Raw genomic sequence first — 15,713 nt, 5'->3', positions numbered from 1 at the left:
TGTTTTCTGAGCTAAGGGGATAACCGCTAAAATCAAAAAATAACACCTTCTACTCCCGTATCAAGGAGAGAAGGTGTTATTTTATTTTGCAACTAAAGCCACCAGAGGCCCAGTGTTAAGCCAACTACACCTGCAAGCAAGGATGACAGCATATTAACCCGGTCATTGTTCATAAAATCAAACCCGCGTGTCCGCTCGGTCTTTACGCCGCAGTGCGTGCGGCGCTCCGTCTCGCTGCCGCAGCTTGTGCAGCGGTACATCGCCTGCCAGGTGGCGCCGAGCCAAGAGTCGGCAAAGCATCCGGCAAAGCCAGCTATCGCCGCCGCCGCAATAAGCGCTACAGCTGAGGCTAGGCTGAGGCCGCCGCCTGCAAGCCCCGCGTTCCCAGCCTGCAAATCGGCTGCAGACGCTGGATGAAACCATGCCAGCATGATGGCGGCTACGACGCCGATGCAGGCAGCACCAGCGAGCGCCGCGAGTGAACCGAGCCGCGTCACAGCGCCGCTCGTGCCGGGAGCGACGACTTTGCCGCTCGTCACCGAACGCGGTGGACGCTTGCTCAGCGCACCGATCTCCGTCGCCCATGTGTCGGCATTTACGGCCGCCATGACTCCAATATAGGCGAGCAGCCAGCCATCGCCGGATGCTGGAAACAGCGCATGGCCGAAGCACAGCAGCAGGCCTACTCCGCCATTCGCCCACACTTGTCCAGCGTCGCGACGTCCTGTTTTTTCATATCCCGCTTCCGCCTTCGCTTTCGCTCGGGAGTGCTTTTTCCATTTCGACCACAGGGTTGAGGTAACAAAAAACGCAATAAGACAGGCGAACCATACTGGTTCGCCCCATGTCACAAAGCCTGTTCCCATTGCCATTGCCGATAAAGCGCCCGATAGCGAAAGAGAGCGGAAACGATAGGCGACGAACGCAATTAAGCCGCTTCCAACAAGGCCGCCAAGCAGCCTGAGCCACCATTCATCGATCCAGCCTACCATTTTCTCGCTCCTCCCCAGTTCTATCTCTCAGTCCTGCCATTGCCTGCCGCCAGCGATTCGGGAAATTCGTGCAAATCATCAGCTCCCGGTCCAGCTCCGCGATTTTGCGAATAGCCTGTTCCTCGTTTATCGTCCAGGCCATCACCTGAATGCCCGCTCCCTTAAGCAGCTTCACTCGCTCCTTATTCAGCCTCGAATAATCAATCGAAAGCAAGGTCGACCCCGTCTGGCTCAGCTCCAGAGGCAGCGTCTGGCGCCAGCCGTCAATAATCAAGCCGGTACGAATACGTCCTTCCGTCAGCTTGAACAGCTTATTCAGCGCTCCGGCATAGAAAGAGGTCAGCACCACTTCATTTTCCACACCGAATTGGCGTACGCTTGCAAGCACTTGCTCCTCAAGCGCAGGATAACGAATGCCATTCGTCTTGAGCTCAATGTTCACGTTGCAGCGCCCGGCTGTTAATGCCAGCACTTGATCAAGCGTCGGTACTCCCTCATCTTTGAACAAGGGCGAAAACCAGCTGCCCGCATCAAGCGCGCCAAGCTCGGCAGCCGTCCAGTTGCGGACTTCGCCTTTGCCATTCGTTGTACGCCTTAGCTTATAATCATGAATAACGACCGGAATATGATCCTTCGATAGCTGCACATCAATTTCAATCCAAAACACATCAGGCTCTTCCATCGCCAGCTTCACCGCTGCAAGGGTGTTCTCAGGCGCACGCCCTGACCACCCGCGGTGGGCTACGCATACATTTCTTGGCTCTGCCATGCGCTCCTCCTCGCTGCTCTTTATTTAGAGACGAGAGCGCCATCCTCTCGGAGCTTCACGCCAAAGGACAGGCTCGTCAGGCGCGTTAGCAGCGCTGCTGCATTTTCCGAATCCATGAGCACTGGCTGTGCTTTGTCCGAGGACATCGGGTAAAACTTCAGGTCACAGTCCCCTTTTTTCGTACAAATCGCATCCAGCACACCTGTCTCTGCAGTCGCTCCCTTCGGGTAAGCGCTAAAAATAAAGTTCCCTAAACTGTATGCAATCCACTTGCCTTTATACGTCTCAAAACCTTGCAGCACATGCGGATGGCTGCCGATAATTAGATCGGCTCCCGAATCTATGTATTCGCGTGCAAAATCCCGCTGGTATTGCAGCGGCGTATCTTTGCGCTCTTCTCCCCAGTGAACCATCACGACGACCAGATCGGCCTGCTCCTTCGCTTTCTTAATCGCCGCCTTCGCTCTCGTCGTATCGTAGGTTTCTGCTACGCCAGCAACATTTTTGTCTGCTTTCCAAGATACTTCCGGCACGACTCTGCTCAGTCCAATGTACGCTACTTTAATGCCGCGCACCTCTTTAATGACAGGCGCAAACGCATCCGTATCATTTTTGCCGGCTCCCATATGGGAAATTCCTGTCTCATCGAGATGCTTCATCGTATTTAATAAGCCTTCGACGCCTTGATCCAGCGTATGGTTGTTCGCCAGGCTAACAACATCAAAGCCGGCATCCCGAAAAGCAGGAAGCGCATCTGGAGAACCTTTGAACACATACGTCTTGTCTACTGCCGGTACACCGCTATCCGTCACGGGATACTCCAAATTGGCTGCCATAATATCCGGCTCGCTTAAATAAAGCAGCGATTGCTTATATGGATAGTCGTATCCATTGAGCTTCATCATGTCGCCGACCGAAGCCGCCAGCAAAATATCGCCAACAAAGCTCAGCTTCACCGTATCCTCGTCGCCAGCTTGAGTCGATGGCTGCTGCCCGGAACCGTCATCGCCGCCTGTTCCATCGACTGCTTCATGACCTTCCTCCTCAGGCTGCTTGGCTGGCGTTGCCGCTGCCTCGCCTTGGCCGTTAGCCTCATCGGCTGTAGGAGCAGGATCATTCGTTGCTGCCGTTTCTACAGATGGAGAAGGCGAACTGCTGCCTGCGCCCGTTTCCGCGTTTTGCGGCTCCTGATCACCAGCGGTACCCGCGGAGGCGGCATCTGCTGCCTGAGGTTTATTTTCACCATTAAATAAGGACCCAGCATCAAACCAATTTTGCGTATTAAGCCATAAGCCAATAACGACTGCAATAAGTCCAAGCATAAATCCGTTGAAAATGATGAGGCGTCTTAATCTTCTTTTTCGCCTGACTTTTTGCTGTTGTCGCGATTCTGATCTAGATCTATTCATGACAGGATGCTCCTTTATGAATAAAGTTTCCTGTCTATTATAGCAAGCTTGTTATAAATATGCGAAATAACTAGAAGGGAAGCTGCTTCATTCACTATGCATCTAGGAAGAGGAAAGCGCAGCTGATGCAATTTCCTTGCCTTGTCTAATACAATCCGGCAAACCTACGCCGTCGAAAGCCGCTCCTGTAATATGAATGCCCGGCACTTGCTGTGCCATTCGCTCACGCAGGCGCTTCGTCTGGTCCAGATGGCCAACCGGATATTGCGGCATAGAGCGCGGCAGCCGTGTAATTTCCGTAAATAAAGGAGCTGCTGTAATATTCATCGTCTTCTTCACATCTTCTCTTACAGCGGCCATAAGCTGGTCATCCGGCAAAAAAGGCGTTATCTGATCGCCTGCCCGGCCTACATAACAGCGAAGCAGCACTTTGTCTCCCGGACTCGTATGCAGCCATTTCGTCGAGGTCCAAGTGCATGCTGTAATCCGCAAGCCTTCCGAACGCGGAATAACGAACCCCGAACCTTTGAAGGTTACACCAAGGCTCGCTTTGTCAAAAGCCATGACGACGTTTGCGACCGAAACGTAATCGATCGCCCGCAGCTCCGCGCAATCGACCAGCGGCTCCAGCATCTCCGCTGCCTGAAACGCAGGCGCCGTCATAATTACTTTGTCGGCTGGCAGCCGTTCCCCGTTTGCCAGCTCGATGGTGTAGCGGGACCCCGACTGTTCCCCGTCCGCCGTGCCAGCGAAACCTGCCGCTTCACCACCCGCAGCGCTATCATGAATTCCGATAACCGCCTGGCCCAATTTGCGCTCCATGCTTGGCAAAGCTCGGTCCAGCGCATTTACCAAAGTAGACAGCCCGCCCTTAAAGGTAAGAAACACGCTACTTCTAGCTCCTTCTGGCAGCAGGCTCATATCGGGAGCCTTCGCCAGCTTTTTGTTGCTCCGCATTCCCCGTATCAAGCTGCCATGCTTGCGTTCAGCAGCTGCGAACTGCGGGAATGTCGCTTGAATGCTCAGCTTGTTAAGGTCGCCAGCGTAAATGCCCGCCAGCAGCGGCTCTGCAATGCGCTGCACAACCTGCGTCCCCAGCCGTCGGCCTAGGAAGCCGCCCAGCGATTCGTCGCCAGCTGCAGTCCGAGCTGGCTTGATGAAATCAAGCAGCGCCCGCAGCTTGCCGCCCCAAGAGAGCAAGCCTGTCCGAGCGAATGGCATAATTTCCGTCGGAATGCCGAGCACGAGTCCCTGCGGCATCGCATGAAGCTTATTTTTAAACAAAATATAGGATTGCTTGCCCTTGGGATTCGTTCCCGTCAGCTCGGACTCTATGCCTAGCTCTTTCGCCAGCTCAATAATCGCCAGCTTGCGGCTAAGGAAAGAATCCGGGCCGCGTTCGATGACGAAACCGTCACGTTGCAGCGTATTGATTTTGCCGCCCAGTACCTCGGCGCTATCGACAAGCGTAATATGAATCTCTTTACGCTGCCGCTCCGCTTCCCGCTGCAAATAAAAAGCGGAGCTCAGCCCGCTGATCCCCCCGCCAATAATGACAATTCGATCAGCTTCTCCGATTCTCCGCATCTCATTCATCCTTTCTTACCAACCTCTACGTTGCATCTATTACAGACTCCGCCAGCGTCTCCATATAGAGTGGGTCGCGATTTAACATTTTAATTCGTTCAAGGGTGATGCCCATATTTTTCGCTGTCGTCTTCGCTTCGATATCGAGGTCGAACAGCACCTCAAGATGATCCGACACAAAGCCGATTGGCGCGGCCAATACAGCCTTTACTCCTTGCTCCGCAAGCTCGGCAAGCGTCTCCAATATGTCAGGTCCCAGCCACGGCTCTCTCGTCCGGCCTGCGCTTTGCCAAGTAAACTGCCATCCATCATCCGCAATGCCAGCCTGCTTCGCAACCGCTCTTGACGTCTCCAGCAGCTGCTCCTCGTAAGGATCACCAAGCTCGCGAATTTTCTCCGGCAAGCTGTGCGCGCTGAAGAGCACCTTTACACTCGGCTCTCCGCCCGATGATGCGCTTAACCGCGCAAGCCCATCCGTTACCCGTTCCGTCAACGCCTGCAGCAGCTTCGGATGCAGATGATATTGCTTCACAAACGTCATCTCCACGCCAAGCTCGCTAGCCTTCTCCTGCGCACGCTTGATGTAGCTGCCTACGCTCATCGTCGAATAATGCGGGGCCAATACGATGCCGACTGCCTGCTTAATCCCGTCGCGAGCCATTTCCTCTACGCCATCTTCGATATAAGGACGGGCATGCTTAAGCCCCTGATAACAAGCATAACGGCCTGGGGCGAGCTGCTCCAGCTTATCCGCAAGGCCGGCTACCTGTCCGTTCGTATTTTCACGAAGCGGGAATACGCCGCCGACAATCGCCTCATACCTGCCATACAAATCCGTTAATTGCTCCGGCGTTGGAGGGTGGCCACGGCGAATATGCGTATAATACGCTTCTACATCATCAAGGCTTTCCGGCGTTCCATATGACATAACGAGAACTCCGATTTTGCTGTTTTCAGCTTCCGACATGGCTCGTTTCCTTCCCTTCACGCGCTGCAATGTATTTTTTCGAATATGAATGTATGTAAGCCGTTAGCTCTTGAAGCTTCTCAAGCGATGCCTCAGGAAATAATCCGTGTCCCAAATTAAAAATAAATCCTGGCTCTTCCAGTCCCTGCTCAATAATTTCTGCCGCATACGATTCAAGTACGCTCATTGGAGCAGTCAGCAGGACGGGATCGAGATTGCCCTGAACCGCGAAGCCGTGATTCAAACGGCGGCGTCCTTCGGGAATCGATACTCTCCAGTCAAGACCGATTACATCAGCTTGCACCTTGTGCAGCTCTGGCAGCAGCTCGCCTGAGCTCACGCCTGGGAAATAAATTTTCGGCTGCGGCAAATCCGACAGCTCGCTGAATATCCGCTCGATCGTCGGCAGTACAAACTTGCGGAAATCGGCTGGCGCAAGCGCACCGACCCAGCTATCAAACAATTGGAAAGCCTTCCCGCCATTCTCGATGTGCGCACGCAAATAAGCGATAACCATATCGCCCAGCTTGTCCATCAGCTTGTGCCATACTTCCGGCTCGCCGTACATCATCGCCTTTGTGCGCAAGTAGTTCTTGGACGGTCTGCCTTCAATCAAATAGCTGGCAATCGTAAACGGCGCTCCTGCAAATGTAATAAGCGGGACATCAAGCTCCCGATCTAAAATACGGATCGTTTCCAGCACATGGCCGAGATCGCCTTCTACATCGATTGGCTTCAGCCGGTCTACATCCGCCGCGCAGCGAATCGGGTTATCGATCACGGGACCCACGTTCGCCACAATATCAAAATCAATACCGATTGAAGCAACCGGATTCATAATATCCGAATATAAAATAGCGGCATCCACGCCGAGCTTGCGCACCGGCATCATCGTCACTTCCGCAGCCAGCTCCGGCTGCTTGCAAATTTCGAGCAGCGAATATTTCTCTTTTATTTTTCGATATTCAGGGTCGTATCTTCCAGCTTGGCGCATATACCAGACGGGTACCTGATCCAGCTGTTCCTTGCGGCAGGCCCGAATGAAACGGTCATTATAGCTCATATTAGCCGTTCCTCTTTTCTATATAATTTTCTATTAACTCCATTATGCCCGTTTTTGCAGGGGCTAACAACCGCCAGTACCTGACTTCCTATGACAATGTTATGACACTCTCTTTAGGCATTCTCTTCATTATAACCTGATTCAAGGCGATTTTCGTGCTTTTCTGAAATATAAGCATTAATAAGTTTCACATTTATAAACAGGCTTATATTTCTCGGACTGAAACGCGCCGCGCTGCTAAAAGACGGCGACAGCCGTTTCACCTTGACAAATTGTTCTTCGTATTTCTGTCTGGCTGGCAGCTTGTGCTATACTAAAAAACATGGAACAGTGGAAAAAAAATCTCATCGTACTCTGGTTCGGGCAATTTCTCGTAATGGCTGGAATGACCATGATCATTCCTTTTATGTCGTTTTATTTGCAGTTTGAGCTGGGCTTAACCGATCCGCATCAAATTGCTGTATGGGCTGGTGTTATTTTCGCCGGCAACTTTGTCACCCAATTTATTTTCCAGCCGATTTGGGGAAAATACGCCGATCGCTACGGACGCAAGCTGATGCTGCTCCGCTCTGGCATCGGCATGGCAATTGTCATTGTGCTGATGGGCTTTGCGACGACACCGTGGCATCTGCTGCTGCTGCGCATGCTGAACGGAACGATTTCCGGCTTTAATCCCGCGGCTGTGGCGCTGATTTCTGCCAGCACGCCCAAGGATCGCATGGGCTATGCGATGGGAACGCTCCAATCGGGCGGAATTGCCGGAACGATATTAGGCCCTTTTATCGGCGGGCTGCTGGCTGACGCTGTCGGCTACCGTCCGATTTTTTATTTGACAGGCTCCCTATTGTTCGCTGCCTCCATGCTGGCGTTGTTCGTCGTGAAGGAGACGTTCGACTTGCAGAAGGCAGCAGCGAAAGTGCAAATTTCCGTCATCGAAGGCTTTAAGCGGCTGCGAGGCATTCATGAGCTGACGGCGCTGTATGCGGTCACCTTCCTCATTCAATTCGCGATGATGAGCTCGATGACGCTGCTGCCGCTGCATGTCCAAAGCCTGCATGGCCCGACAGCCAATTTGGCTTTTTGGGCGGGCTTCGTCGGCTCTGCGGCTGGCATCTCCAATCTCATTGCGTCGCCCGTGCTAGGAAAGCTCAGCGATCGCATCGGCTCAGAGCGCATTCTCGGCTATTCGCTGATTGGCGCGGGACTGACCTTTATCCCGCAGGCGCTCGCCGACAGTGTGCCGCAGCTGCTCATTTCCCGGTTTGCGCTGGGCATTTTTCTCGGCGGACTTGTGCCGACGGTCAATTCGCTCATTCGCAAATATACGCCGGACGGCATGGAATCCCGTGCCTACAGCTTTAACAGCAGCACGCTCGGCCTCGGCAATATGGTCGGTCCGATTACAGGCGGCGCGCTATCCGGCTGGATCGGCATCCGGGGGCTGTTCATTATGTCCGCGGTCATGATGCTGCTGAATGCGCTGTGGGTGCATCGCTCGCTGCTGCGGGGCAAATGGCGGGCTTCGCAAAGCTAGATCGTGCAGGCATATGTACCTGCCGACCTTCTACTAAACAAAACTGTAAAGGTTCCACACAGGGAAAAAGGAGACAAAAGCAGCCTTGGCGTAAACGCCAAGGCTGCTTTTTCAGTTCTGCACTCCTGTTATCAGCTACACATTCCGCAGGCAAGGCATTACCTATTCGGCTATCCTGCCTATTCTGCTTATCTTGCAATCCACTCAAGCATCCGTCAGCAGAAATATTTCGTCGCCTACCCGGACATGCCCCGCCTTCGTAACCGAGGCATACAAGCCGAAACGCAAATTAAGCTCCTGGTTGACTTTTTTGAGCAGCGACATATCCCGCTCCAGCGTGTCAGGGTCCAGCGTTATCATGGAGCAGCGCTCGCAATGCCCGTCTACGTGCAGCTCCGCGCTGCCAAGCTGGAGCCGCTTGCCGATCCAGCTTTCTTCATCCGGCGCATCGCCCGCAAGCGCCACAATCATGTTCGCCCGGAACCGCCGCGCATCGAGCGGCTTGCCCCATATCGCCTCAAGCTTATTCAACAGCGCATCGGTCACAATGAGCACGCTGCTGGCATCCGCGCCCAGCAAATCCGGCGTTTCCGGCGCATAACGCCGCATGGAAAGGGTCGTGCGGGTATGCGACTGTATTTCGGCGAGCAGCTGCTCGTTCCAGGCGAGCTCGCGATTGTCAGGCGACGTAACCGTTACTTCGGGAAAACCGGAAGCCGCTGCCGTACCCTTTTCAAAACCATGATCATCTTGGAGCTTCGCCTTGTAGCCAAGCATCGCCGGAATTTGCCGCGCTGTAATAAAGCTGTCCCAGCCTTCCTTCGTTTCATCTATAAAAGCATGGCTGCGGTCGCCATACAGCCCATAAGCTTCCATCCTGCTGGAATCCAGCCGCTCGCCCGCAAACGATTTAATGGGGTAACGGTTCATTTCCTTAAGCGTGCCAACCCGTGTTTTTACTCGTTCGACTGCCGGTTTTTCTGCCAATGCCCACTTCTCCCGTCTCCTGCAAAATAACTGCGCGAAACAGGCGCTGCCCCATAAAGCGGCAACGCCCGTCTACACTTAAACGATTCTATTAGCTATCATAGCACAGGAAGCTCTTTCTTCAAGCGGCTAGGCTTTCGATTAACAACGATTATGCTGGATGCGACAAGTGCGAGACCCACCACCAAATTGATCGTGACATGCTCCTTTAAAAATAACACGCTGAACACGATCGCAATAAGCGGGATCAGAAACATAAACGAGCCGACCTTCGCTGAATCGCCATTGCGGATGAGTTTGAAATAAATAAGCCAGCCGATCGCGATGACAAAAATAGAGATGAACAGCGTATCGAATATGAACGGCATATTCCATACAATATCGGACCAGCTTTCGGTCATCGACCCTGTGCCCAAAATTACGACACCGCCAATGGCCACCTGCATCGCGGTCATCCATAGGGAATCGACTCGCGCCGCCATTTTCTTCGTATATATCGTGCCTCCTGCCCAGCTTATGGCCGAAACAATCGCAAGCAGCAAGCCCCACACGGAAATATGGCCGGAAATGCCTCCCGTCGTTATCGCCGCAACACCGGCGAAGCCCAGCAGAAGGCCGATAATTTTCAGCGGGTACATCGCCTCTCCTAGCCATAGCCATGCAAACACACCGAGCAGCACAGGCTGTAAAAAGACAATCGCCGTGAACAGTCCTGCCGGCATATATTGGAGCCCTATCGTCTGAAAGCTGTAATACATAATGATGTTCAGCATGGAAGCAATAAGATAAATAGGCCAATTCTGCTTAAGCCGCAGCGGTTCCCGCTTCCAAATGGCAAAGCCTACGAGCAAAATGCCGCCAATGAGCGTTCGAATGCCCGCAAATAATAAAGGCGGAGAAAAGTCCAGCGCATATTTGGTAAGCGGCCAATTGATGCCCCATATAAACACGAGAAAAATTAAATACATCGTTGCCGCTGATCGGGAAATACCAGGCACCTTGAACAGCTCCTTGTGTGGTCGTTTTACCGAATGATACAATAGTTTGCAACATAAATAAAATAAATGTTTATCATAGGGGGCATAACACTTTAGTTATGACAAACTCGCAGCTAACGATATTCATTAAAATTGCCGAAACCGGCAGCTTCACGAAGGCGGGACTTGAGCTGAATATGACGCAGCCCGCTGTGAGCCGGGCTATATCTACGCTCGAAACGGAGCTTGGCGTCGTGCTGCTCATACGCGATCGTCGAAATGGCGTCCTGCTAACGGATATCGGCAGGCGGCTGCTGACGATGTTTCGGGAAATTTTGAAATCCTATGAGCGGATTGAGCAGGAAATTTCCCGTGAAAAAGGGCTGGAGATCGGTACGATTCGCGTTGGCGCCTTCCCGGTTGCTTCCGCTTATTTCTTGCCCAAAATCATGCGGACCATCGCCGCCAAATATCCTCATCTCGAATTTGAGCTGCATGAAGGCACAATTGACGAGGTGAAGGAATGGCTCCATACACGCATCATCGATGTGGCCCTCATCATTCCGCCGGACGAATCGTTTGAAACGATCCCTTTGTATAAGGAGCGGATGTATGCCGTTATGCGGGACGATCATCCTTTGGCCGGCAATGAAGTCATTTCGGTTAAGGACATTAGCGGCAATCCGCTCATTAATTGCAAATCAGGCTATGAGACGCCTATAGTGGAGCTGTTTCAGCGTGCCGAGACGGAGCTGGAAATTAAATTCATCATTAAAAATGTCAATACGCTGCTCAGCATGGTACAGGAAGGACTCGGCATGTCCATTTTGTCAGAGCTAGCGATGCAATCGCTGCCGCCAAATGTAATTAAGCTGGAGCTTTCACCCGAAGGCTACCAGGAAATTCGGCTTGCCGTGCCGTCGCTTGAGGATGCATCGCTTGCGGTCAAGCTGTTTATCGATACGGCTCTGGAACTATTTGAGTGAAAAAATGCAAAGTAGGGTTTCAAGAGCTTTTTTCTAGTTATCTGGCATTCTCCAATGTCGTGATCTTACTGATTATCTATATTGCAATATGCTATAATTCAACTATCATTTAATACTGTAAGTATGTGTAAACACGATTTAAAAATTAAGTTATAAGGATGTGATTAAACTGAAGCTCCTATCTTTTAGTTACATAAACAAGGAAACAAACTGGAAGTTAAATCAGCTGGAATTTGATGCTCTAACCTTATTAGTTGGAGCTAGTGGTGTGGGCAAAACAAAGATATTGAAAGCTTTAACCGGTTTAAAGGATTTAGCTTTAGGGGAAACCACTTCGCAAATTGATCATATATCTTTTTCTATAACTTTTGAAGAATTAGGCGTACTGTATTTATGGGAAGGAGAAACAGAATCTACCCTTTCACTTAACACTACTGGATTTGATGCGCTAAATGAAAACTCCCCTTCGTTTGGGTTTGCTTTCGAAAAACTATCCATCATTCATCCAAATTCAGATCAAGAAACGCTTTTTAAGCGTACTAGAACCGACCTTATCTTTTCTAATGGAAAAGCAGCTCCGAAAATTGCCTTGAATAAAAGCTGCATTGGCATTTTTTCGGAGGAAGACACGATAAAACCCGTATTCGCTGCTTTTAAGAAAATTGTACTTTTTGATTTTGAGGCAGGTAGACATATCGTATTCAACTCTAAAATTATTTCCAACTTAAAAAAAACAGATTCAGTACCAGAACCACACTCAGAACTCTATAAAGAGGTACTTACTGTTTTGAAAAATCAAAATGCTCCTGTTGAAATAAAGCTTCTTGTTGCCTCATTCATTTTCAAAGATATAGTACATAAAATTAAATTAGAATTTAATCAGGTTTTTGATTCTTTAACTGACCTAAGGTTCCACTTGCAAAGTTCACCTAATAAAGAAGAATCTTATGAATTGCAAATATATGAGGATGGCGTAGGCTGGATTTCCTCATACGACATGTCTTCCGGCATGCTAAAAACGCTTCTCTTTCTTTCTCTTCGCTATTTGGAGCCTGAGGACAGTATTATACTAGTAGATGAGTTCGAGAATAGTTTAGGTATTAATTGTATTGATTTATTTGACTTCGGCTCTAATCGCAGCTCTCAATATATTTTAACTAGCCATCACCCTTATATTATCAACAAAATCCCTATGAATCATTGGAAAATTGTCAGCAGGGAGGCTGGTACAGTAATCGTTAAAAATGCTTCGGATTACAATTTGGGCAAATCCAGACATGATGCATTCAAACAGCTTATTAATCTTGCCGCTTATTCAGAAGGGCGGGATTAATCATGAATTTATACATTCTGGTGGAAGGCCGATCAGAAAAATATATTTACCCTGCTTGGCTCAGTATTTTGTTACCAGAGCTTACATCCGCACAACAGCTTGATGAGGTGAACGGCAATCAATATTATTTATTCAGTTGCGGCGGCTACCCAAACATCATTGATGATGTTGGCAAAGCAATTGAGGACATGAAGGAGAATCCGAAATTCGATTACCTTATGGTCGTTCTTGATGGAGATGATATCGGGATACCTGCTCGCAAACAAGAAGTGTTGGCTGAAGCGCAAAAGCATCGTTTTGACCCCAGTCGTTTAATAACGGTTGTTCAAAATCCATGTATTGAAACCTGGTGTCTTGGAAACCGCAAAATTTTCAGAAGAAATCCTGATTCACCTGAATTCCAAAATTGCTTCAAACACTTCAATGTCAATGAACTTGATCCTGAATTAATGCCTTTGCATCCGGAGCTTTCGCACTATACAACTACAGCTCAATATCACGAGCATTACTTAAAATCTATGTTGGCTGATCGTGGCTTGAGCTATACAAAAGGCAAAGGAACTAAGGCTGTACAAAATGATCATTATTTCTCCGAAATGATAAAACGTGTCAATGAAACAAACCATTTGCCATCATTCCGCGACTTTATCTTATCAATGACGCAATTAAAATTAAAAATTCATGGCCAGGATACAGCCGCTCCCTCAATTGAAAGCTAATTAACAGAAGTTATATAGATGTTTGATCTACTATTTAAATGGATTATGTTCATTTTGAAATTAAATGAACATAATCCATTTTCATATCCCTAGCTTACTTTTAACAACTCCTTGATCGTGAAAAATAAAGCTTACTCGCCCACCGCATTTAGCCGCGCTTTAAAGCTTCAGCTCCTTGCGCTTAGCGACCAGCGCGCTGAATTTCAGCTCCAGCGCCGCCTTCTCCTCGGCTGAACGCTGCGGCAGCGACAGCCGCGCCAACGTCTCGGCGAATTCTTGCTCCAGCCTCAGCCGCAGCTCTTCCCGCTCCACGCTCGCTTGCGCTGCTCCTGTTCCTGCAGCTGCCGGGTTGTCGGCAGCTGCGCCGCCATGGTCAGGCGCTTCGTTCTCGCTAAAGCGCCATTCCCCGTCACCGAGCAGTTGCAGGATATGCGTCGCCGCCTCGCTAACCAAGCGCCGATCATGCGATGCAAATATAATCGTGCCGGGGTAAGCTCGAAGCGTCTCTTCCAGCTGCTCGCGAGCGTAAATATCCAAATAATTGGAAGGTTCATCGAGCAGCAGCGTATTATGCCGCCCCAACAGCAGCTTCGCAAGCGCCGCCTTCACCCGTTCGCCGCCACTGAGCAGCGCCACCTGCTTAAACACATCCTCCCCCTTGAACAAGGTTCTCGCCAGCACGGTCCGCACATGCGCATCGGGATAGACGGCTGATGCCAGCACGTTTTGCAAAACGTTTTTGGATTCATCCAGCAGCGATAAATTTTGGCGAAAATAGCCCATTCGGCAAGATGGTGCGGCTACTACCCCTTCCGCTAGCTCGTAAATGCTTCGAAGCAGCGTCGTTTTGCCCGCTCCATTGCCACCTACCAGCGCGATGCGCATGCCTGGCTTAATCTGAACAGACAGCTCGCGGAATAGACAGCGGTCATCTGACAGTCCTGCCTCCAACTGCTCCAGCCGCAGCACATGCTTGCTGCGGCAAGGCTCATGCACCTGCGCGTCGAATAGAGGCATTTCCTGCTCAATCGGCTTCTGCTTCACCTCCAGCCGCTCCAAGCGGCTTTCGAGCGCATCCGCCGCCTTGTTCAGCTTCGCTTGCGAGCTGCGCATGCCTTCAAGCCCTAGATTCGCCTCCTTATAGCTCATTCGCTTCGGCTTGTGGCTGATGCCCTGCGCCGACTGGCGTACTTTAGCGAGCGAATCCAGCAGACGGCTCTTCTCCTTGGCATATTGCTCATATTCAAAAACGGCGCGGGCCCGCTTCGCTTCCTTTTCCCGCTTATAAGCCGAATAATTGCCTTTGAAAATAAGGATTTCTCCATCCTCCAACTCGATGATCAAGGTGCACACATGGTCCAGCAGCTCGCGGTCATGGGAAACGAAGATAACGGCTCCCGGATACGCGGCGAAGGCGTCTTCCAGTTGGCGAATGCCTGCCGCATCCAAATGGCTCGTCGGTTCATCCGCAAACAATATTTCCGCTCCGCTTGCGAACAGCTCAGCTAATGCCGTCCTCGTCTTCTCGCCTCCGCTGCCAAAGCCTCTCGCTTCCCCCGCATCCAGCGCCTGCCAGCGGCTGGCGTTCTCGCCATCGCTATGACGGGAGCGGAGGATAGCTTCCTCTTGCAGCTCATGCTCACCGCTGAGCACACCCGAGGGCTGCTGCTCTGCTTGCTCATCTGCCGCTGCCTTGCCCCGATAGCCCGCTGCCTCGCCCCGGTAGCCCACTGCCTGACGCAGCTCGGCAGCAGAGCCGCTGCGGGTCACTGTGCCTTTATCCGGCTCCAGCTTGCCCGCCAGCACAGCCAGCAGCGTCGATTTGCCAGCTCCATTAACGCCGATAATGCCGACGCGATCGCGAGCTCCCAGCTTCCAGACACCATCCAGCCTGCCTAACAATCGATCCTGTACTGCTATTTCTATATGCCTAACCTCTAATTTTCCCATAAAAAAACCTCCCCAGCTCGAATAAGTATCGATCTGAAGAGGATTATTCGCCAATTATAGCCATTCCGATATAAGCATGCAGCTATCCCTGTTCAGGTGTAGCAGCAAACAAGCGCGTCAAGGTGAAACGGCTGTCGCCGTCCTCTGGCAAAAAAACGCGAGCGAAACGTATGAGGCATGTCCGGAAATGGGCGCAATAATCCTATCTTCAGAAAATGAACTTTTAATCAATCATAAGTTGTCATTTATAAGCTTCTGAACGAATAGGTTATTTTCTCATGATCCTCGGACACCGTTCCCTCTCTCGCGGGGCGCTGATTTTAATTCCCCATCATTATAAAATAATTAGCTTGCAAGCGTCAACCTTCGTTCCACCCCCTGCGTTCCCTCTTGGGAACAACAGCAGGCGGGCGCAGACAGTTGCAGCAGCGCTCAACAGA

The 15,713-nt window shown here is 50.9% G+C and carries 13 protein-coding genes; 4 read left to right on the top strand and 9 right to left on the bottom strand.

The window, feature by feature from the left end; all coding sequences use genetic code 11:
* Nucleotides 1-92: 92 nt before the first annotated feature.
* The 6 genes from AC6B99_RS19595 to hemE all read right to left on the bottom strand — a co-directional run bounded on the left by AC6B99_RS19595 (nt 93) and on the right by hemE (nt 6,787).
* Nucleotides 93-992, bottom strand: a complete 900-nt coding sequence (locus tag AC6B99_RS19595; protein ID WP_494858298.1) for a DUF92 domain-containing protein — start codon at nt 990-992, stop codon at nt 93-95.
* Nucleotides 973-1,761 carry a glycerophosphodiester phosphodiesterase family protein gene (locus AC6B99_RS19590; protein ID WP_494858296.1) on the bottom strand — a complete coding sequence of 263 codons (789 nt, stop codon included), beginning with the start codon at nt 1,759-1,761 and terminating at the stop codon, nt 973-975. Before AC6B99_RS19590 ends, AC6B99_RS19595 begins: the two co-directional genes overlap by 20 nt.
* 20 nt (nt 1,762-1,781) lie before the next feature.
* Nucleotides 1,782-3,170, bottom strand: coding sequence for a CapA family protein (locus tag AC6B99_RS19585; protein ID WP_494858294.1), 1,389 nt, complete (start codon nt 3,168-3,170; stop codon nt 1,782-1,784).
* A gap of 102 nt (nt 3,171-3,272) precedes the next feature.
* The gene (gene hemG / locus AC6B99_RS19580) at nt 3,273-4,757 is read right to left on the bottom strand and encodes a protoporphyrinogen oxidase (RefSeq protein ID WP_494858292.1); all 1,485 of its coding nucleotides are present in this window, start codon (nt 4,755-4,757) and stop codon (nt 3,273-3,275) included.
* Nucleotides 4,758-4,782: 25 nt separating this feature from the next.
* On the bottom strand, nt 4,783-5,724 hold the full coding sequence (gene hemH, locus AC6B99_RS19575; RefSeq protein WP_496664038.1) for a ferrochelatase: 942 nt from the start codon (nt 5,722-5,724) through the stop codon (nt 4,783-4,785).
* A complete protein-coding gene (gene hemE / locus AC6B99_RS19570; RefSeq protein ID WP_056029546.1) occupies nt 5,711-6,787 on the bottom strand; it encodes a uroporphyrinogen decarboxylase in 1,077 nt (358 codons plus the stop codon). Before hemE ends, hemH begins: the two co-directional genes overlap by 14 nt.
* Nucleotides 6,788-7,109: 322 nt before the next feature.
* Between hemE and AC6B99_RS19565 the strand changes: the two genes are divergently transcribed.
* Nucleotides 7,110-8,321, top strand: a complete 1,212-nt coding sequence (locus AC6B99_RS19565) for an MFS transporter (RefSeq protein ID WP_056029549.1) — start codon at nt 7,110-7,112, stop codon at nt 8,319-8,321.
* A gap of 204 nt (nt 8,322-8,525) precedes the next feature.
* On the opposite strand, the gene AC6B99_RS19560 is transcribed toward AC6B99_RS19565, so the two are convergent.
* Both AC6B99_RS19560 and AC6B99_RS19555 read right to left on the bottom strand, forming a co-directional pair.
* On the bottom strand, nt 8,526-9,308 hold the full coding sequence (locus AC6B99_RS19560; protein WP_056029552.1) for an MOSC domain-containing protein: 783 nt from the start codon (nt 9,306-9,308) through the stop codon (nt 8,526-8,528).
* Between the two features lie 98 nt (nt 9,309-9,406).
* On the bottom strand, nt 9,407-10,306 hold the full coding sequence (locus tag AC6B99_RS19555) for a DMT family transporter (RefSeq protein ID WP_496664037.1): 900 nt from the start codon (nt 10,304-10,306) through the stop codon (nt 9,407-9,409).
* Nucleotides 10,307-10,404: 98 nt separating this feature from the next.
* On the opposite strand from AC6B99_RS19555, the gene AC6B99_RS19550 reads away from it, so the two are divergent.
* From AC6B99_RS19550 to AC6B99_RS19540, 3 genes are all read left to right on the top strand, one after another.
* A complete protein-coding gene (locus AC6B99_RS19550) occupies nt 10,405-11,271 on the top strand; it encodes a LysR family transcriptional regulator (protein WP_496664036.1) in 867 nt (288 codons plus the stop codon).
* 160 nt (nt 11,272-11,431) lie between these two features.
* Nucleotides 11,432-12,604 (top strand): ATP-binding protein, encoded by a 1,173-nt coding sequence (locus tag AC6B99_RS19545; RefSeq protein ID WP_496664035.1) that lies wholly within the window; start codon nt 11,432-11,434, stop codon nt 12,602-12,604.
* A gap of 2 nt (nt 12,605-12,606) precedes the next feature.
* Nucleotides 12,607-13,323, top strand: a complete 717-nt coding sequence (locus tag AC6B99_RS19540) for a hypothetical protein (RefSeq protein WP_496664034.1) — start codon at nt 12,607-12,609, stop codon at nt 13,321-13,323.
* A 159-nt stretch (nt 13,324-13,482) separates the two neighbouring features.
* Here AC6B99_RS19540 and abc-f read toward each other — a convergent pair whose 3' ends face one another.
* Nucleotides 13,483-15,273 (bottom strand): ribosomal protection-like ABC-F family protein, encoded by a 1,791-nt coding sequence (gene abc-f, locus AC6B99_RS19535; RefSeq protein ID WP_496664033.1) that lies wholly within the window; start codon nt 15,271-15,273, stop codon nt 13,483-13,485.
* Nucleotides 15,274-15,713: the final 440 nt, after the last annotated feature.

Source organism: Paenibacillus liaoningensis, from assembly GCF_059609455.1.
The sequence above is the reverse complement of the archived record's forward strand: the minus strand, read 5'-3'. Positions and strand labels throughout refer to the sequence as shown.